This window comes from Paraburkholderia sp. RL17-381-BIF-C, from assembly GCF_046026435.1.
Taxonomy (GTDB): domain Bacteria; phylum Pseudomonadota; class Gammaproteobacteria; order Burkholderiales; family Burkholderiaceae; genus Paraburkholderia.
This window is the reverse complement of sequence record NZ_JARESX010000011.1, coordinates 72,248-89,717: the sequence shown is the minus strand read 5'-3', so window position 1 is coordinate 89,717 and position 17,470 is coordinate 72,248. Positions and strand designations below refer to the sequence as shown.

The following is a 17,470-nucleotide window of genomic DNA, read 5'->3' as shown; positions in this document are numbered from 1 at the left end:
GGATATTGACGAAGAGAAAGCAACCCGAGGATCTGCGAAGTCACCGCTGGTACGGCGTGAACGATCTGCGCTCGTTCGGCCATCGGTCGCGCACCGCGCAGATGGGCTACAACCGCGAGGAATACGCCGGCAAACCGGTCATAGCAATTCTCAACACGTGGAGCGAGATCAACGCTTGCCACACCCATTTCAAACAGCGTGTCGAGGAAGTGAAGCGTGGCATCTGGCAGGCCGGCGGCTTTCCGGTCGAACTACCGGTGCAGACGCTCTCCGAACCCTTCCAGAAGCCGACTACGATGCTGTACCGCAACTTCCTCGCCATGGAAGCCGAAGAGACCCTGCGCTCCTATCCCGCCGATGGCGTCGTGCTGATGGGCGGTTGCGACAAGACCACCCCGGCGTTGCTGATGGGCGCGATCTCGATGGACCTGCCGGCCATCTTCCTGCCCGCCGGCCCGATGCTCCGCGGCAACTGGAACGGCGTGACGCTCGGCTCCGGCTCCGACTCGTGGAAGTATTGGGCCGAACTGCGCGCGGGCACGATCACGCAGGATGACTGGCAAGGCATCGAAGGCGGCATCGCGCGCTCGCCGGGCCACTGCATGACCATGGGCACCGCGTCGACCATGACGAGCGCGGCCGAAGCGCTCGGCTTCACGCTGCCCGGTTTCGCGTCGATCCCCGCCGCGGATTCCCGTCATGCGCAGATGGCGGCGAAAACCGGCGTACGCATCGTCGAGATGGTGTGGGAAGACCTCAAGCCTTCCGATCTCCTCACTGCCGGTTCCGTCGATAACGCGGTGACCACGTGCCTCGCGCTCTCCGGTTCGACCAACGCGATCGTGCATATGATCGCGCTGGCGCGCCGCGCGGGCATCGAGTTGACGCTCGATCGCTACGACGACATTGCGCGCCGCACGCCGGTGCTGGCGAACATTCGTCCGACCGGCGCGTATCTGATGGAGGATTTTTTCTATGCGGGCGGTTTGCGGGCTTTGCTCGCGGAACTGGGTGAACTGATCGACCGATCGCAGCAAACCGTCAATGGCCGCACGCTCGGCGAGAATCTCGAAGGCGCGCAGATTTTCAACGACGAGGTGATTCGCCGCCGCGACAAGCCGCTTCTGCCCAACAGCAGCCTTGCGGTGCTACGCGGCAATATCGCGCCCGACGGCGCCGTGATCAAACCCGGCGCCGCCGAGCCGTATCTGCTCGTGCATACCGGCCGCGCGGTGGTGTTCGCGGATTACAACGACATGGCCGCGCGCATCGACGACGAGATGCTCGACATCGACGAGCACTGCGTGATCGTGCTTCAGCATGCCGGGCCGGTCGGTGCGCCGGGCATGCCTGAATGGGGGCAATTGCCTATACCGCGGAAGTTGCTGCAAAAAGGCGTGCGCGATATGGTGCGTATCTCGGATGCGCGGATGAGCGGGACGAGTTACGGCGCGTGCGTGCTGCATGTGGCGCCGGAGTCGTTCATCGGCGGGCCGTTTGCCCTGATTGAGAGCGGCGACATGATCGAACTCGACGTTCCGCAACGCAGACTCAACCTGTTGGTGACGGACGAGGAACTGGCGCGGCGCAAGGCCGCGTGGGTCAAACCGGCGCCGCGCTTTACGCGCGGCTACGGCGCACTGCATCAGGCGCACGTGATGCAGGCGAATCAAGGTTGTGACTTCGATTTCCTGCAGCGCGGCGGCGCGCATGCAGCGCCGGAGCCGGACGCCGCGGGCGAGCCGGAGATTCACTGAGTTTATCGAGGGCCGTAGAGAGCTTGACGTAGCCGCCGCAGAGTGGCGACAACACTGAGAGGGGCGCGCGATGCGGCCGGGCCGCCTCGCGCGAATCCTTGCGTCAATATCCCACGCGATACACGCGGCCGGTTTGCGCGCCTTCCACACTGCGCAGATAGGCCATCGCCGCACGTTGCGCCGTAACCGGCTCGAAGCCGCGGAAGTAGGGCGCATAAGCGTCCATCGCTTCCGTGAGCACGGTCGGGCTCACCACGTTGATGCGAATGCCACGCGGCAATTCGATCGCCGCGCCGCGCACGAAACCTTCGAGTGCCAGATTCACGGTGGTCGCGCTCGCGCCCTGCAGAATCGGCTCGTCGCCGATGATGCCGCTCGTCAGCGTGAACGAGCCGCCGTCGTTCACATATTGCTGGGCGGCGAGCACCACGTTGATCTGCCCCATCAACTTGTCGCGCAGCCCGACCCAGAACTGTTCGACGCTCATATCGGGCAGCGGACCGAAATGCACTTTGCCGGTCGTGGTGACGACGCCGTCCACTTTGCCGATCTCGCGAAAGAGCCGCTCGACGCTCGCCGGGTCGGTGCTGTCGACCTGATATTGGCCGCGCGTCGCGCCGACTTCGATCACCTCATGGCGCGCCTTCAGTTCTGCGCTGACTGCCTGGCCCAACGTGCCCGTGGCGCCGATCACGACGATTTTTTTCATCTCATGCTCCGTTGAGGGTTAACTTCCCGTCGATTGTGCCGGCACTTGTCAGAGGGAAAAAGACTCGCCAGCGCGCAGGTCCTGCAACCCGGAGTTTCTAATCACAGTAAAAAGCGCGCATCGTGAATCAAACGATGCGCGCTTCGCAATATACGGATTAATCGGGGCCGCCGTCGAAATTCAAACGGCGACGATAAATAGAGACGCAACGCGAATGTTTTATTTCACCCGATGTAATTCGATCAGCCGGGTAGGCCGCAGATGATTCAGGGCGTAATGAATGCGGCCGCGTTCCTGACGGCTGCCGGCCGGGCGCGGATCGTCGAATTGATGATCCGCCGAATACGCGCCCTGGGGCTCGACCATGCCTTTGTCGATGACCGTATAGCCCGGCTCGAGCGCGAGCAGCAGATGATTGCCGCCAACCCGGCTGTCAAAGCCGGCCATACCGTCGTGCGCCTCGGGCACGCTGTTCGAAAGGGTGGCATTGCTGGTGGTGATCTCGTCGGGCGAGATCGGGCTGTGGCCTGCTATGCGCGCGGCTTCGAGATTCTTGCCGTCGGTGTCGACGGTGCTGTCATGTGTGCGGTCGTTGTGCAGTTCCGTCGAGTTCGTGCCGCTGCTGGCCGCGGGTTGAGTCGCATCTGCTGGCTTGTTGATATCGCTGTTCATCATGCATTCTCCTTTAAAGAGGACATGGTGTGACGTGCAGCAAAACCCGTTCCGCCTCGCACAAACCCTCATTTACTTGCGCACGCACCGCGCTTTTGCCGCAGTGGCGTGACAGGGTATTCCGCTGGCGATTGCGTCTGCTATTCTTTTCGTTTTTTTTAATGGACGCGTATTTTCTACAGAGTATGATCTTACTCCGACGAGCGAAGCGCGGTTAAATTCACGACACAGGGCACGGCTGTTTTTTCACAGTCGGCAGCCCGTCTGCGCGCTACTCAAAACATTCTACGGGGCCGTCAGGGCGGGTGACACATGCACTTCGATGCTGCATTCACACATCGCGGCTATTTGTTGAATTGCGCGCCTGCGCGCGCGGGAGATGGTACTTGGCAACCTTACGTGGTCATCTCCCGTTCGAGCGACGGCGAACTGGTCGCCAATCGTTTCTTCCCCACCGACTTGCGCTTTCCCGACGAAGCGGGCGCCATTGCCCATGCGCGCGATTGGGCAGTGCGCTGGATCGATGCGAGCAGCGTGACCATCTGAGCAGCGCCTGCGCCTGCACCTGCACCTGCACGTCATGGGCCGTATCTCATGACCCGCGTGTCGTGCTCGCGCCCGCGCGGTGCTGCGCGAGCCGCGGGAAAACGCGGTAATCTCTTGGCATAATCACTTCGAACCGTGCTCATCGCACGGCGCTGTCCTTTATGCCTAACGTGCCTTCCCAGAACTGGGGCCTCGAACAGATCGTCGCGGACCTGCGCGCGTCGCGTGAAGAATTGCATCGCACGCGGCATCCGCTCGGCATTCGCGAACTGCCTTCGCGCGAAGCGGTCGTCAACATCGTCGCCGGCCTGCGCGCCGCGCTCTTTCCCACGCATTACGGCGCGCCTGATCTGACTGACGAAACCGTCGACTACTACGTCGGCCACACGCTTGAAAGCACGTTGCGGCTGCTCGCGGAACAGATTCGCCGCGCCTTGCGGTTCTTGCCCGAGTTCGGCGAAACACCGGATGCGGATCTGCAGGCGCGCGCTTTCGACGTGGCGCGTGAATTCGGCACGCAGTTGCCAGGCATTCGCGCGCTGCTGGTCAGCGACATACAGGCAGCTTTCACCGGCGATCCGGCTGCACAGCACATCACCGAAATTCTGCTCTGCTATCCGGGCGTGTGGGCGATGACACATCATCGGCTCGCCCATGCGTTGCATCGCCTGGGTGTGCCGTTGCTGGCGCGGTTCATCAACGAGATCGCGCACTCGGCAACCGGCATCGACATTCACCCGGGCGCGACGATCGGGCCGAGTTTCTTTATCGACCACGGCACGGGTGTCGTGATCGGTGAGACCGCGATCATCGGCGAACGCGTGCGGGTGTATCAGGCCGTGACGCTGGGTGCGAAGAGTTTCGCCGCGGACCTCGACGGCACGTTGATCAAGGGCAATGCACGCCATCCGATCGTCGAGGACGACGTGGTGATTTATGCCGGCGCGACGATCCTCGGGCGCGTGACGATCGGGCGTGGCTCGGTGATCGGCGGCAACGTGTGGCTCACGCACAGCGTGCCGCCAGGCAGCAGCGTGTCGCAAGGCAAGATTCGCGAAGGCGAGCGGACCGACGAGGGGCGGCAGTGATACGCGGCCCGGCTGGCGAGCCTTGGCGTGCCCTGACGCGCGAACTTCACGTTAGCGGCTGAGAAGCGACCATGCCGCGCGGCCGCGTTCACATGCCTCGCTGCGCGATTGCGGGCGTCGAAGCGACGGTCGCTGAAACGGCGCATGCGTTTCCACGTCATTCGCACGACCGCTTCGGCGTTGGCGTGATCGTCAGCGGCGGGCATCGGTCGGCGAGCGGACGCGGCCTCGTCGAAGCGCGAGCCAACGACGCGATCATGGTCAACCCCGGCGAAGTCCACGACGGCAGTCCGCTCGACGAGCGCGGGCGCGCATGGCGCATGTTGTATTTCGAACCGGCCATGCTCATCGGCGCCGCGGCCGAACTGACGGGCACGGCGGCGCGCGAAATCGAACTCACGCAGCCGGTGGCGCACGATCCCTTGCTGAAGCGTTGGTTCGAGCGGCTCTTCGCCGTCGCGGTGGAGGCGCGATCCGTGCAGGACGAGCTGATGCGCGAGGAGGCGTTGCTCGACCTGTTCGGCCATCTGGTTCGCGTGCATGCCACGCAGCCCGCACGCGCACGGTCGACTGACGCATGGGGGCCGATTGCGCGCGCGAAAGCACGCATCGACGACGATCCATCCTCTCCGCTCACGCTGGCCGATCTCGCGGCCGATGCCGGCATGAGCCGATTCCAGTTGTTGCGAGGCTTCGCGCATGAGACGGGGCTGCCGCCGCACGCGTACCGAATGCAGCGTCGCGTGGCACTCGCGAGGCACTGCATCGCGCAGGGCGCGGCGCTTGCCGATGCAGCCGCCGCAGCGGGCTTTGCCGATCAGAGTCACATGACGCGAGCGTTCGTGCGCCTGCTCGGTGTGACGCCCGCGAACTTCGCCGCAGCGTTGCGCTGACGTTTATCCGATTCTCAAATGCTGCAGCAGAGAAACGCCATGTACGCCGTGCAACCAGACGTGCTGCCCGACAAACCACGCCGCCGCCCACGAAGCCGCCACCACGATCAGATCGCAGTGCCCGCTATTCCAAAGATTCAACGAATGCCTGCCGGCGACCCAGGGCACGCCTAGCGGATTCGGCCAATCGGCAAACAGATGCATCAGGCCGCCGCAGGCGAATCCGAACGCCGGCGCGGCATAGACCGAATGCCCGAGCCAGTGGTACGACACGGCGAGCAACGCGAGCCATCCCACGCCCCAATGCGTGAGCGTGCGATGCGTGATCCACAAACGCCGGGCACGCGACCACCACGCCACTTCGAGCCAGTCCGGCGCCGTACTCCCGGCCACGCCGGTGATGAAACTCAACAGCACCCCAAGATGAAATGAACCGCCGCCGCCGATGCGCGCGACGATCGCCGCCGCGATGACGCCGGCTGCAAAACCGGTAGCGTGATGTGCCTTGCTGGATGCCATCGAGACTCGCGGCGCAGCGCCGCCTAAAGACAAAGGGCGGCTATGTTCGCAGATGCGCGGATAAAAAAATAGCCGACACGCGAGTTAAAAAAATCGCGTTTCGGCGTGGCGTTCGAGACGTGCGCGTTTGACCGAAGCTCAGGTCGCGCAGCGTGCAATGTCGAAGCGCATTTCCGGTTCCGGTGGATCGTCCGGAGCGTTCGCCGGATGCATCACCTTGATGACGGATCCTGCGTGCGATGGCGTCAGCGTGACGAAATACGAATTGTTCGAATCCGAGCCGACCGCGATCTCCGTCGTGCCGCCCACGCGCGACGTACGCATGCGTGACAAACGGCTTTCAAGACAATCGGCTATGTCGGCAGGAGCGCGTGATGAAGACACGTAGATCATCGGCAGGGACGCGTCGCGGGCGGGGCCGCTGGATGAGCCGCAGCCGGCCAGAACAGCAAGCGTGGCAGCAGCGGGGACAAGCAGGAGAAGTCTTTTCATGGTCCGGTCGTCGGCGTCCCCGGTCGTATGCGGGAACTTGGGGCGCGGGCGAAGCGCAGCGCGATTGAACGCAACGTGATGCTTCGCGACGAAGCTACCGTTCAGCCGCAACGACACGCAGGTGTGACGGCAAGGAAGGCAGCCGGGCTCAGTATACCCACCGGGTGCGCGCGCCGTCACTAGTCATAGCCGCCTGCATTGTGTCCAAACGTAAGGCCATGAAAAAACCCGCGACGTGATCGTGCCACGCGCGGGTTGACTGCGCAGCGAATCGGTAGACTCGCTGCGCACAGACCACTGAAAAGGCTTAGAAGCGGTGACGCAGGCCGACTGCCGCCGCCACCTGATTGCCGGTCGACGAGGGCGCCAGCGTGTTGATCGCCGCGACGTTCGAGCCGAAGTTGCCGAGCTCGCCCGAAGCATGCTGGTACACGCCTTCCACGTACACGTCGGTGCGCTTGCTCAGCGCGTAGTCGCCTTGCAGCGACACCGTGTGCCACTTCGGATCGCCCGAGCCGTTCGAGCCGGACATCTTGCCGTCGGTGAACGTGTACGACGCCGCAAGGCTCAGTGCCGGCGTCAGTGCATAGCGGCCGTTCACTTCGTAGTTGTCCATATGCAGGTTGGTGCCTGCGACGCCAGGCAAGGTCGTGCCACCGACGTCCACGCCGCTGATGCCGTCCAGTTGCGTGTGCGTGTAGACGAAGCCGACCGTTGCCGGGCCGTACGTATAGTTGATGCCCGCGCCGTACGTGCGTTGCAGATCGGCCGCGACTGCTGCGGTTCCGTCGCCTTGCGACACGGCGCCGCTCAGGTTCGAGCTGCCCGACTTGTTCAATTGCAGGTAAGCCGCGGCAAAGCTCAGCGGACCGTTGTCGTAGGAAGCCCCCACGCTCCATGCGCGGTTGTTCGAGAACTCGCCGGACGCGTTGCTGAAGCCGTACAGGCCGCCGAACTTGAGGCCAGCGTAATTCGCGCTCGTGTACTTCACGGCGTTCTTGATCGAGAACGAGTTGTCCAGATTGTCGTTGTCGAGCGGGTGAGCCGCGAGGTTGTTGCCGTAACCCGCGCCGGCTGCGGACAGCGGTGCCAGGTAGTCGACCACGGAGTCGTATTGACGGCCAAGCGTCAGCGCGCCGTACTTATCGCTCTGCAGACCGACGAAGGCCTGGCGATTGAACATCGTGTTGTTTTCCGAGTACTTGCCGTTGTTCAGGTTGAAGCCGCTTTCCAACGTGAAGATGGCGTGCAGACCGCCGCCCAGATCTTCATTGCCGCGCAGGCCGAAGTACGTGTCCGATGCCACGCCGCTGCCTTGTTGCCAGTTGCTGTGGCCGCCCTGGTTGTTCGAGTACACGATACCGGCGTCCAGCGTGCCGTACAACGTCACGCTGCTCTGCGCGTGGGCGGTGATGGCAACCGCGCCCAGGAGGCCTGCTGCGATGAGGGTTTTTTTCATGGTTAGATAGCTCCGAAACAGTGCGTAGAGAATCGCATCCCAGTGCTTACCGCCGATTACGCCGGCTGCCTGACGATCCGGGGCGAAGTGTAGTCCCGTTATTCCTATCTTAAATTGCAAATGACACAACAATTAGTTTTGAAATTCGTAATAGATGGCTGTTAATTGGATAAGTGCGGATAAATAAAGAAGAAACATGTCTGGTGAGAAATGCACTCTGCCCATGTCAATACCAAAGATGTTGTCAGACTGCGACGCCACGTCGCAGACCATGAGCAGCAAGGGTTGGCTTTATTTAGAGATACATTGGGATTCATTCTGTTTTCTGCAACGTACTCTTCCATTTCATGTGCTCTATCCTAGTGAATTAGGGTTATACAATTCGGCTCACCCCTTGACCAAGGGTGTCTTTTTCATCTTTTAATACGCGGCTCAAGGGCCGCGTTTTTTTTATGGCTTTTGTAATTGGCTTATAGCTTCCGCGAATAGCGGCATTGACGATTGCCATTGGCGATTGCATGGTCCCGGCTTGTCCGTTCGTCAGGGGGCGGCGTTCGCCGTGTGTGAGGCGGGTAGAATTGCGTGCCTGAGAATGTTTCCGCCCCGCGAACGTGAGTGAACCTGCAATGACCGATACACCCCTTCCATCGTCCGACTCCCCTGAAGATTTCACGACGGAAGGCTCGTCCGAACTGGGCGAAACCGTGCACGAAGCACGCCTGTGGCGCGACGACGGTTGGACCGCGCGCGTCATCAAGAATGAAGACGACGAAGGCTGGGCCGTCGAAATGATCAAGGACGGCGAAGCGGAACCCGCCCTCGTCGGACCGTGGACGATGGGCCGCAACAAGAAAGATCCGAAGCCGCTGGACACGTCCGCGTTCAACACGCTGGTCAAGACGGCGTCTGAAGTGCTGCGCCGTCATGAGCAGCAACTGCGCGCGCAGCTGCATAAGGAAGTGCGGGTGGCGAGCGCGGATGGCAACGACGAACTCGACATCACGCTCGACATCGTTCCCGACGAAGACGAACCGTACGCCGTGCTGACCGCGCTCGACACCTTCGGCGAGCAGCTCGCGCAAGTGCAGGTCGCGCCCAGTTTCAAGCTCAGCAAGGCGAGCGCCGCGGCGTGGGTCGAGAACGAGTTTCGCCGGCCGGGTTAGAAACCGGTCGCGCGTGAGAGCGGATTGGGTGAGCCGGGTGGCTGACAAAAGGCTAAATGAACATTACCGAAGCCTGTCAATATACTTTCACATTCACTTCATAGAATCCTCGCGTCATAGCGGCGCGAGCGTGAACCATGTGGTTTGGGTCTGAGTGCGTGCCGGCTGTGCATTCACCCACGCTACCCAAACACTGGATCACGACAACATGGCAGAGCCGTTCGACCTTTCCCGCCGCAAGGCCCTGAAACTCATCGCGGGCGTGCCGATGCTGCCGCTCGGCGGGCTTGCCACGGCCTCGATGCTGACCGCTTGCGGGGGCAGCGACGATCTGGCGACGCCGGTCAAACCGGCCGCCAACTTCGTCTCCGCGGCGTTCGCCAGCATGGCCGCGCCGACCCTGGCCGATCCGGCCGCGATGGCGAAGACCACGGTCGGCTCGACCTTGACGGTGCAACTGAGCGACGGCAGCAGCCGCACGTTCAAGCTCGCGTATCAGCCGTTCTTCGTGACCGGCGACAGCGTGCCGAACATCAAGGGCGGGACGATCCTGGCGGGCGGCTATTTCGACATCAACAATCAGCCGATCATCGATAAGTCGGTTGCGGGCAAGGAGCGGCAGTTCTACTCGGATTGCCCGGACGGCAGCTCGCTGATCCGTCTCGACAATCCGACGGTGAAAGGTCTCAAGGGCAACGCCGTGTTCGCCGTCGTGCAGTTCGAATACACGACGCGCGATCAGAGTCTGGTGTCCATGTACGGCCAGCTGCCGTCGCCGATCGCCGTGCTGACGCTCGATCAGGACCCGGCCACCGGCAAGCTCACGCTCGCGGGCTATTCGAACGTGGATACGTCGAAGGCACATGGTTTGTGGATTACCTGCGGCGCGAGCCTGTCGCCGTGGAACACGCATCTGTCGAGCGAAGAATACGAGCCCGACGCCACCACGATTGCCACAAACAGCCAGTTCAAGGGCTTCAGCCGCAGTCTGTATGGCGACGAAACGACCGCGAACCCTTATCACTATGGCCATTTGCCGGAAGTGACCGTCAATCCGGATGGCACCGGCACGATCAAGAAGCACTATTGCCTCGGCCGTATCTCGCACGAACTGATTCAGGTGATGCCGGACAAGCGCACCGTGCTGATGGGCGACGACGCGACCAACGGCGGCCTGTTCATGTTCATCGCGGATCGCGAAGCCGATCTGTCGGCGGGTACGCTGTATGTCGCGAAGTGGACTCAGGTGTCCGCGAGCGGTGCGGGCGCGGCGACGCTGTCGTGGATCAACCTGGGTCATGCGACCAGCGACGAAATCGAGGCGCTTGCCAACCGGCTGCGCGCGAGCGACATCATGGACGTCGCGACCAAAGACCCGCTCGATCCGACCTACACGAAGATCAACTACAACGGCACCTTCAACTGGGTGCGCATCAAGCCCGGCATGACGCAGGCGGCGACCTTTCTCGAAACGCATCGCTATGCCGCGCTGGCCGGCGGCAGCATGGGTTTCACGAAGCTCGAGGGCACGACGGTCAATATCAAGGACAAGGTGCTGTATTCGGCGATGTCGCGTATCGAGAAGTCGATGGTGCGCGGCAATGCCGCTTCCACCGACGTGGCCGTCGACAAGACGATCAACGCCGGCGCGGTCTACGCGCTGAATATGAAGGGCGGCCAGCGTGACCGCAGCGGTGGCGCGATCAACAGCGAATGGGTGCCGGTGGATATGGCCGCACCGGCGGCGCTGGTCGGCGAGGACCTGTCGGCGCCCGACGCGCTCGGCAACACCGCGAATCCGGAGCGCATTGCGAACCCGGACAATCTCAAGTTCTCGGAGAAGTTGCGCACGCTCTTTATCGGAGAGGACAGCGGGCTGCATGTGAACAACTTCCTGTGGGCGTACAACGTCGATACAAAGACGCTCGCGCGCGTGCTGTCTTGCCCGGCGGGCGCCGAGTCGACAGGCCTGCACGCCGTCGACGAAATCAACGGCTGGACTTATGTGATGAGCAACTTCCAGCACGTCGGCGACTGGGAAAGTCCGTTGCACGACAAGGTCAAATCGACGCTCGACCCGCTCGTGCGGGCGAACTACAAGGACCGCTTCGGCGCGACGGTGGGGTATCTGACGGCGGACCCGGCGGCGATCAAGTTGTAACGTTGGGAGACGGGATGGCCTGTCTTAGGCCATCCGGCTGAGGAGTCAGCAAAGGGGAATCTCGCGATAATTTGCGGTTTCTCCTTGGCTGGCTCATGCAGTGGACCAGCACGGCTGGGCCCTGTTGGACAGGAGGCAGATAGACGCCCTGGCAGGCCGCGGAAAATCCATCTGCCGTCGTTGTAACGGGTGGTGCGTCGGCTTTCTATCCGCCTATTGGCCATTCCACCCGACATGCCTAGCCGCCCCGCCTCAACTCCGCTTGCAGAAAATCGCGGTAATGAGCGGCGCTACGCGATGCACGATCGCCGTGCTGCCCGAGCCGGCCACCGCTTTCTGCACCTTGGCCTCGCTGCCGACCACCACGACGCCATAGGCCGAACGGGCGACCGGCTCGCCGTCGCCGACGCGGAACATCGGGTCGTCTTTTTCGTATCCGACCACCGCGAACACGTGAAAGCCGTATGCGGTCAGATCCGCGCCCGACACGGGCGAGAAAGCGTTGATCGAATTGCTTTCCACGCGCGTGGGCTTCGGATCGATCATCTGTTGCTGCGCGAGGTCGGCAATGAACTGATGACCGCTTTCGTTACAGGAGAGCGGTGCGTCGAGCGCGGTGGCGTAGCTGACGAGTGGCAGCGCGGCGGCGCCCAGAGCAAGGAGTACAGACGAAAGAAAGCGTTTCATAAGCGTGGGCGGCGGCCCGGTTCGATGTAGTGTGTTCGCAACGGGCGGGCGCGATGTCGAGACCCGGAGAGAGCTTGCGCATCGAAATGTTCCCGCGTGGCAGGCGCAACTGCCTTGCACTTTATCGCGATTCGGCAAATCTTGCTTCGCGGCTGGCAGCCGTCGGCAACGATTGAAGCGTCGAGAAACGTACACGAAGAAAGCAATCTTTTTCGATCCCGTATATATTTCCGGGTTATGAATTCGCGACCCCAAACTCCAACTACCGTTCCGCCGCCCAGAACATGGGACGCGCGGCTCGCTCGCCGGCTCGTGACTCCGCTTGTGAACACGTGGGTCACGCCCAATCATCTGACCACGCTGCGCCTCTTGATCGGGCTGGCAGGCGCGCTGTGCCTCGCTCACGGCGAGTTTGCGTGGGTCAACGCCGGCGCCTTGCTGATCGTGCTGTCGAACTTCGTTGACCATACGGATGGCGAACTCGCGCGCATCGGCGGAAAGTCGAGCCGGATCGGTCATTTTTACGACCTTGCTTGCGACGCCCTCGTGACCGTCATGCTGTTCGTCGGCATGGGCGTCGGGGCGGGCGCCACGCGCATCGGCGCACTGAACGTTGCCCCGGGCGTGCTCGGCGCCGTGGCCGGCGTGGCGATCGCGCTGATCTTTTTCCTGCGCATGCGCATCGAGGAGATGGCCGGCAAGGCGGGCACGAAGCAGGCGTCCGTCGGCGGTTTCGAAACCGAAGACGTGTTGTATCTGCTGCCTATCGTCACGCTGACGAGCGTCGTCCTGCCCTTCGTCGTGGTGGCGTCAATCGGCGCGCCGCTCTTCGCCGCCTGGGTGGTGGTCGACTACTGGCGTGTGGCGCGCCGTGCCGCCCGCCCGGCGGCCGTTAAAGCAGACGCTTCCGAAACCAGTGAAATGTGGGCCAGCGAATGAGTATGCACGCCGAAGACGACGTGATCGCGCCTGTGCCCGTAGAAGGTTCGCCGGCTGCGTCGCCCGCACCGAATGCAGACCGTGCGGTCGCGAGCCGCACGCGCACGTTCGACAACCCGCGTCTGCGCAAGGATTTTGCCGACCAGGACGCGTTTCTTTATCTGGAAGACTTCCTCGCGCCCGAAGTCACGGCGCAGCTCGTCCACAGCGCCCGATCGCTGCTCGACGAAGTGAACCGCAACTATTTGCCGGGGCATAAGCAGGGCGGCAGCGTCAGCCGTCATACGATCGACCGCCTCGCGCCGTTCATTGCCGAGCTGTACCGCTCGAAGGAATTGATCGGCTGGCTCGAGCAACTGAGCGGCGACAAGCTGCAGGTTTCGCCTGCCGACGATCCGCATGCCTACGCGCTGTACTACTACACCCGGCCAGGCGACCACATCGGCTGGCACTACGATACTTCGTACTATGACGGCCGCCGCTACACGCTGCTGCTTGGCGTGATCGACGAATCGTCGTGCCGGCTCGACTACGAACTGCACACGCGCAATCCCAATGTCGCGGATCAACCGGGTTCGGTGCAGATCCCGCCGGGCGGCCTCGTGTTTTTCGACGGCGACAAGCTGCGCCATCGCATCACGCCCGCCGGCCCGAACGAGATGCGCGTGTCGCTCACGTTCGAGTACGTGACGGACCCCAACATGCGGCCGTGGCGTCGCTTCATCTCGAACATGAAGGACGCGATTGCGTACTTCGGTTTCCGCCAGGTTTTTCGTCAGATGACCCAGCGCGGGAAGGACCACGCATGAGCCGCGCGGCCCTGATTCTGCTGTCGATCGGGACGGCGTTGTTTGTCGGCTTGCTCGCGTGGCAGGGTTTCGGCTCGGTCGCCTCGACGCTGCTTACCGCCGGCTGGGGGCTCGCGCTCGTCGCGGCCTTTCACCTCGTACCGCTCGTTCTCGACGCCGGCGCGATCTCGGTGCTGTTCCAACGCCGTCGCGACGGCGTGCATCACGATCTGTCGTTGCGCGACGCGATGTTCGCGCGCTGGATCGGCGAATCGGTGAATAGCCTGTTGCCGGCCGGCCAGATCGGCGGGCCGGTGGTCATGGTGCGGCAATTGTCCCAGCGTGGCATGCGCATGCGCGACGCGGCCGCCGCGATCACCGTCAGCACGACCGCGCAGGCGCTCGCGCAAATCGTCTTCGCGCTGGGCGGCCTGCTGCTGTTCGGCGCTTATGCGGCGCACGGCGCGCTGCACGACCTGCAAACGGCCACGCTGATCGCCACCGGCGTGCTGGGCGCGATGATCGTCGGGTTTTACTATGCGCAGCGGCGTGGTCTGTTCGGCCGGCTGCTCGGCGTGGTCTCGAAGGTGTTCGGCAAGCGCGACTGGTCGTCGTTGATGACGCGGGCCGAAGCCGTCGACGCCGCCGTACAGGCCATGTACCGCGAACGCGGCCGCGTGGCGGGGAGCTTCGCCATGAGTCTCGTGGGCTGGATCGTCGGCACGGTGGAAGTGTGGCTCGCGCTGCGCTTTCTCGGCCATCCGGTCGACTGGGTCGACGCACTGTTGCTCGAAAGTCTGGGGCAAGCCATTCGCGGCGCCGCATTCATGATTCCCGGCTCGCTCGGCGTGCAGGAGGGTGGCTACCTGCTGCTCGCGCCACTGGTCGGTTTGCCGCCAGACGCGGCGTTGGCGCTGTCGCTCGCCAAGCGCGCTCGCGAAATCCTGCTAGGCTTGCCGGGTCTGCTGGTTTTGCACTTCAGCGAAAGAAGCTGGCAACGGCGCCGTGCCTTGGGGCACGTGCCCGCTGTCGATTAATCTCCGTATTTTTTCAAAGGACCGCGCATGCGTGCCATCATCCTCGCAGCGGGCCTCGGCCTGCGTCTCCAGCAACCGCCACAAGCTCAGTTCCCGAAGTGCCTGCTGCAATTCGACGGCGTGAGCCTGCTCGAACGGCATTTGCAAATGCTCGAAAACGCCGGCGTGACCGAAGTCGTGCTGGCGCTCGGCTTTCAGCCGGAATCGGTGCAGGCGGAACTGGAGCGCATCAACTGGCCGCATAAAGTCGAGACCGTGCTGAACACGCGTTACGACCTGGGCAGCGTGCTGACGGTACACACGGTGGCCGAGGCGCTCACGCGCGGCGGCGACGTGCTGTTGATGGACGCCGACGTGCTCTACGACGAGCGTATTCTGAGCGCGCTGGTAGCGGGCGAGACGGTGAACCGCCTGTTGATCGACCGCGATTTCGAAGCCGGCGACGAGCCGGTCAAGCTGTGCCTGAAAGACGACGTGCCGGTCGAACTGCGCAAGCAGCTCGCCGTGAATCTGGAGTACGACACCATTGGCGAGTCGGTCGGGTTCTTCCGCTTCCGTCAGGAAACCGCGCAACGCTTCGCGCAGATCGTGGCCGGCTATGTGGATAGCGGCCGGGCCAACATGCCGCACGAAGAGGCGGTGCGCGACCTGCTGCTGGAGCGCAGCCAGGTGTTCCATACCGCCGACGTGACCGGCGCGCCGTGGATCGAAATCGACTTCCCGAACGACGTGGCTCGCGCGAGCACCGAGATCCTGCCGCAATTGCAGCCGCTGGTGAGCGCGTCGCGCTAAGTTTTCCGGCGCATTGTCGTCGACATTGAAGTATCCGAGCTTGGGCCGGCTGAATGCCGGCCCAAGCTTTTTTGCGCTTATCCCTCGCGGTTTCGCCTCGTCCGCTGCTTCGTTGCGCGCTCAACCATCGCGCGCGCAGGCATACGAAAACACCTCGCGCAACAACATCTGTTGCCGATGCGATGCCATAATCGATGCTTTACACCGACGGCCTTGCAACCCGTCGTCCCGCCAATGCCTCTTGCTTTAGGCACTTTCATTGTTCCGCTGATCGTCGCGTGTGCGATGTTCATGGAAAACGTGGACGGCACGGTCATCGTGACGTCGCTGCCGGTTCTGGCGCGCGATCTCGGCCAGGATCCCATTACTCTCAAGCTGGCCGTGACCGCGTATGTCATCGGCCTCGGCGTGTTCATTCCTATCTGCGGCTGGGTGGCTGACCGCTTCGGTTCGCGCACGGTGTTTCGCACGGCCATTGGCATTTTCATGGCCGGCTCGCTGATGTGCGCGGCCTCCACCTCGCTCGGCACCTTTGTGGTCGCGCGCTTCGTGCAAGGCATTGGCGGCGCGATGATGGTGCCGGTGGGCCGCATCATCATTTTCCGTTCGGTGCCGAAATCCGACTTCATTCGCGCGGTCAACTATCTGACCGTGCCGGCTTTGCTCGGACCCGTGGTCGGGCCGCCGCTGGGCGGTTTCATCACCACCTATCTGCATTGGCGTCTCATCTTCTTCATCAACATTCCAATTGGACTGCTGGGGATCTGGCTGGCGAACAAACACATCGCCAACGTGCGCGAAGCGCATCCCGGTCGGCTCGACTGGACCGGTTTCGCTTTGTCCGCGAGCGGCGCGTCGCTGTTCATGCTTGGGCTTTCGCTGGTGGGCGGCGAGTTGGTGTCGAACACGGTGTCGATCGGCATGTGCGTGGTCGGCGTGGTGTTGCTGTTGCTTTACGCGCTGTACGCGAGCCGTGTCGAATTGCCCGTGCTCGATCTGCGGCTGTTGCGCATTCCGAGCTTTCACGCGAGCGTGGTGGGCGGCTCGCTGTTTCGCATCGGTTTCGGGGCTGTGCCGTTTCTGCTGCCGCTTGCCTTGCAGGAAGGCTTGGGCATGACCGCGTTCAAGTCAGGGTCGATCACGTGCGCGTCCGCGTTCGGCTCGATTTTCATGAAAGCTGCAGCGTCGCGCATTCTCGGGCGGTTTGGTTTCCGCACTGTACTAATGTTCAACGCGGTTTGCGCGGGTCTTGCCATTGCCGTATACGGTCTGTTTTTTCCCGGCACGCCGCACTGGCTGATCTGGGGTGTCGTGCTGTTCGGCGGCTTCTTTCCCTCTCTGCAATTCACGTCGCTCAATACCTTGGCCTATGCGGACATTCCCAGTCGCGACGTGGGGCGCGCGACGAGCGTGGCGAGCGTCATCCAGCAGATTTCACTGGGCCTCGGCGTGACGATCGCGGGCATCGTCCTGCAAATTTCGCATAACGTGCAGGGTCATTCCGCGATCGTGTTCTCCGATTTCTGGCCGGCTTTCCTCGTGGTCGGCCTGTTCTCGCTCATGTCGATTCCCATCACTGCGCGGCTGCCGCATGGCGCCGGCGATGAGATTGCGCGCGGCAGTCGCGGCCGCGCATGAGCAGAACGCATGTTGCGCATTGGCGCGGCACGCGTTTTGCTAACCACGCCTGTCCAGGGCGTTTCGAGCGGCGATTCTCCGCGCGACCAAACCGACTTCTTTGCGTGCCGCTATATCGACCCTACGATAA

18 protein-coding genes are annotated in these 17,470 nt (G+C 62.7%); 11 read left to right on the top strand and 7 right to left on the bottom strand.

The window, feature by feature from the left end:
• Positions 1-5 precede the first annotated feature (5 nt).
• A complete protein-coding gene (gene araD, locus P0D70_RS10005) occupies positions 6-1,757 on the top strand; it encodes an L-arabinonate dehydratase (protein ID WP_408184316.1) in 1,752 nt (583 codons plus the stop codon).
• 103 nt (positions 1,758-1,860) lie between these two features.
• Here the strand turns inward: araD and P0D70_RS10000 are convergent, their stop codons facing one another.
• Both P0D70_RS10000 and P0D70_RS09995 read right to left on the bottom strand, forming a co-directional pair.
• Positions 1,861-2,466: a short chain dehydrogenase gene (locus P0D70_RS10000; RefSeq protein ID WP_408184315.1), complete on the bottom strand. Its 606-nt coding sequence runs from the start codon at positions 2,464-2,466 to the stop codon at positions 1,861-1,863.
• A 219-nt stretch (positions 2,467-2,685) separates the two neighbouring features.
• Positions 2,686-3,138 (bottom strand): DUF3005 domain-containing protein, encoded by a 453-nt coding sequence (locus P0D70_RS09995; protein WP_091809113.1) that lies wholly within the window; start codon positions 3,136-3,138, stop codon positions 2,686-2,688.
• 312 nt (positions 3,139-3,450) lie between these two features.
• Here P0D70_RS09995 and P0D70_RS09990 point away from each other — a divergent pair, with 312 nt between their 5' ends.
• The 3 genes from P0D70_RS09990 (at position 3,451) to P0D70_RS09980 (ending at position 5,665) form a co-directional block, all read left to right on the top strand.
• Positions 3,451-3,684 carry a hypothetical protein gene (locus P0D70_RS09990; protein WP_091806656.1) on the top strand — a complete coding sequence of 78 codons (234 nt, stop codon included), beginning with the start codon at positions 3,451-3,453 and terminating at the stop codon, positions 3,682-3,684.
• Positions 3,685-3,845: 161 nt separating this feature from the next.
• Positions 3,846-4,772 carry a serine O-acetyltransferase EpsC gene (gene epsC, locus P0D70_RS09985; protein WP_091806657.1) on the top strand — a complete coding sequence of 309 codons (927 nt, stop codon included), beginning with the start codon at positions 3,846-3,848 and terminating at the stop codon, positions 4,770-4,772.
• Positions 4,773-4,843: 71 nt separating this feature from the next.
• Positions 4,844-5,665 (top strand): AraC family transcriptional regulator, encoded by an 822-nt coding sequence (locus tag P0D70_RS09980; RefSeq protein ID WP_091806659.1) that lies wholly within the window; start codon positions 4,844-4,846, stop codon positions 5,663-5,665.
• Positions 5,666-5,668: 3 nt separating this feature from the next.
• Here the strand turns inward: P0D70_RS09980 and P0D70_RS09975 are convergent, their stop codons facing one another.
• From P0D70_RS09975 to P0D70_RS09960, 4 genes are all read right to left on the bottom strand, one after another.
• Positions 5,669-6,184: a metal-dependent hydrolase gene (locus tag P0D70_RS09975; RefSeq protein WP_091806661.1), complete on the bottom strand. Its 516-nt coding sequence runs from the start codon at positions 6,182-6,184 to the stop codon at positions 5,669-5,671.
• Between the two features lie 138 nt (positions 6,185-6,322).
• Complete coding sequence (locus P0D70_RS09970; RefSeq protein ID WP_408184353.1) at positions 6,323-6,793, bottom strand: hypothetical protein; 471 nt, start codon at positions 6,791-6,793, stop codon at positions 6,323-6,325.
• A gap of 190 nt (positions 6,794-6,983) precedes the next feature.
• Entirely contained in the window at positions 6,984-8,135 is a 1,152-nt protein-coding gene (locus P0D70_RS09965; protein ID WP_091806666.1) for a porin, read from the bottom strand.
• A gap of 373 nt (positions 8,136-8,508) precedes the next feature.
• Positions 8,509-8,643, bottom strand: a complete 135-nt coding sequence (locus tag P0D70_RS09960; protein WP_408184314.1) for a hypothetical protein — start codon at positions 8,641-8,643, stop codon at positions 8,509-8,511.
• Positions 8,644-8,761: 118 nt separating this feature from the next.
• Between P0D70_RS09960 and P0D70_RS09955 the strand changes: the two genes are divergently transcribed.
• A complete protein-coding gene (locus tag P0D70_RS09955) occupies positions 8,762-9,298 on the top strand; it encodes a hypothetical protein (protein ID WP_408184313.1) in 537 nt (178 codons plus the stop codon).
• Positions 9,299-9,506: 208 nt separating this feature from the next.
• A complete protein-coding gene (locus P0D70_RS09950) occupies positions 9,507-11,459 on the top strand; it encodes a PhoX family protein (protein ID WP_408184312.1) in 1,953 nt (650 codons plus the stop codon).
• A 252-nt stretch (positions 11,460-11,711) separates the two neighbouring features.
• Here the strand turns inward: P0D70_RS09950 and P0D70_RS09945 are convergent, their stop codons facing one another.
• On the bottom strand, positions 11,712-12,146 hold the full coding sequence (locus P0D70_RS09945; protein WP_091806675.1) for a hypothetical protein: 435 nt from the start codon (positions 12,144-12,146) through the stop codon (positions 11,712-11,714).
• 237 nt (positions 12,147-12,383) lie between these two features.
• Here P0D70_RS09945 and P0D70_RS09940 point away from each other — a divergent pair, with 237 nt between their 5' ends.
• From P0D70_RS09940 to P0D70_RS09920, 5 genes are all read left to right on the top strand, one after another.
• Positions 12,384-13,085, top strand: a complete 702-nt coding sequence (locus P0D70_RS09940) for a CDP-alcohol phosphatidyltransferase family protein (RefSeq protein WP_408184311.1) — start codon at positions 12,384-12,386, stop codon at positions 13,083-13,085.
• Positions 13,082-13,894, top strand: a complete 813-nt coding sequence (locus tag P0D70_RS09935) for a HalD/BesD family halogenase (RefSeq protein ID WP_408184310.1) — start codon at positions 13,082-13,084, stop codon at positions 13,892-13,894. Before P0D70_RS09940 ends, P0D70_RS09935 begins: the two co-directional genes overlap by 4 nt.
• Entirely contained in the window at positions 13,891-14,910 is a 1,020-nt protein-coding gene (locus P0D70_RS09930) for a lysylphosphatidylglycerol synthase domain-containing protein (RefSeq protein ID WP_408184309.1), read from the top strand. Before P0D70_RS09935 ends, P0D70_RS09930 begins: the two co-directional genes overlap by 4 nt.
• A gap of 27 nt (positions 14,911-14,937) precedes the next feature.
• Complete coding sequence (locus P0D70_RS09925) at positions 14,938-15,702, top strand: phosphocholine cytidylyltransferase family protein (RefSeq protein ID WP_091806687.1); 765 nt, start codon at positions 14,938-14,940, stop codon at positions 15,700-15,702.
• Positions 15,703-15,936: 234 nt separating this feature from the next.
• Entirely contained in the window at positions 15,937-17,340 is a 1,404-nt protein-coding gene (locus tag P0D70_RS09920; RefSeq protein ID WP_408184308.1) for an MFS transporter, read from the top strand.
• The last annotated feature ends 130 nt before the right edge of the window (positions 17,341-17,470 follow it).

What these genes read in the sequence shown, in the direction of transcription:
- P0D70_RS10000 (WP_408184315.1), bottom strand. Translation starts at nt 2,466, where the DNA reads ATGAAAAAAATCGTCGTGATCGGCGCCACGGGCACGTTGGGCCAGGCA.
- P0D70_RS09995 (WP_091809113.1), bottom strand. Translation starts at nt 3,138, where the DNA reads ATGAACAGCGATATCAACAAGCCAGCAGATGCGACTCAACCCGCGGCC.
- P0D70_RS09990 (WP_091806656.1), top strand. Translation starts at nt 3,451, where the DNA reads ATGCACTTCGATGCTGCATTCACACATCGCGGCTATTTGTTGAATTGC.
- epsC (WP_091806657.1), top strand. Translation starts at nt 3,846, where the DNA reads ATGCCTAACGTGCCTTCCCAGAACTGGGGCCTCGAACAGATCGTCGCG.
- P0D70_RS09980 (WP_091806659.1), top strand. Translation starts at nt 4,844, where the DNA reads ATGCCGCGCGGCCGCGTTCACATGCCTCGCTGCGCGATTGCGGGCGTC.
- P0D70_RS09975 (WP_091806661.1), bottom strand. Translation starts at nt 6,184, where the DNA reads ATGGCATCCAGCAAGGCACATCACGCTACCGGTTTTGCAGCCGGCGTC.
- P0D70_RS09965 (WP_091806666.1), bottom strand. Translation starts at nt 8,135, where the DNA reads ATGAAAAAAACCCTCATCGCAGCAGGCCTCCTGGGCGCGGTTGCCATC.
- P0D70_RS09960 (WP_408184314.1), bottom strand. Translation starts at nt 8,643, where the DNA reads ATGGCAATCGTCAATGCCGCTATTCGCGGAAGCTATAAGCCAATTACA.
- P0D70_RS09955 (WP_408184313.1), top strand. Translation starts at nt 8,762, where the DNA reads ATGACCGATACACCCCTTCCATCGTCCGACTCCCCTGAAGATTTCACG.
- P0D70_RS09950 (WP_408184312.1), top strand. Translation starts at nt 9,507, where the DNA reads ATGGCAGAGCCGTTCGACCTTTCCCGCCGCAAGGCCCTGAAACTCATC.
- P0D70_RS09945 (WP_091806675.1), bottom strand. Translation starts at nt 12,146, where the DNA reads ATGAAACGCTTTCTTTCGTCTGTACTCCTTGCTCTGGGCGCCGCCGCG.
- P0D70_RS09940 (WP_408184311.1), top strand. Translation starts at nt 12,384, where the DNA reads ATGAATTCGCGACCCCAAACTCCAACTACCGTTCCGCCGCCCAGAACA.
- P0D70_RS09935 (WP_408184310.1), top strand. Translation starts at nt 13,082, where the DNA reads ATGAGTATGCACGCCGAAGACGACGTGATCGCGCCTGTGCCCGTAGAA.
- P0D70_RS09930 (WP_408184309.1), top strand. Translation starts at nt 13,891, where the DNA reads ATGAGCCGCGCGGCCCTGATTCTGCTGTCGATCGGGACGGCGTTGTTT.
- P0D70_RS09925 (WP_091806687.1), top strand. Translation starts at nt 14,938, where the DNA reads ATGCGTGCCATCATCCTCGCAGCGGGCCTCGGCCTGCGTCTCCAGCAA.
- P0D70_RS09920 (WP_408184308.1), top strand. Translation starts at nt 15,937, where the DNA reads ATGCCTCTTGCTTTAGGCACTTTCATTGTTCCGCTGATCGTCGCGTGT.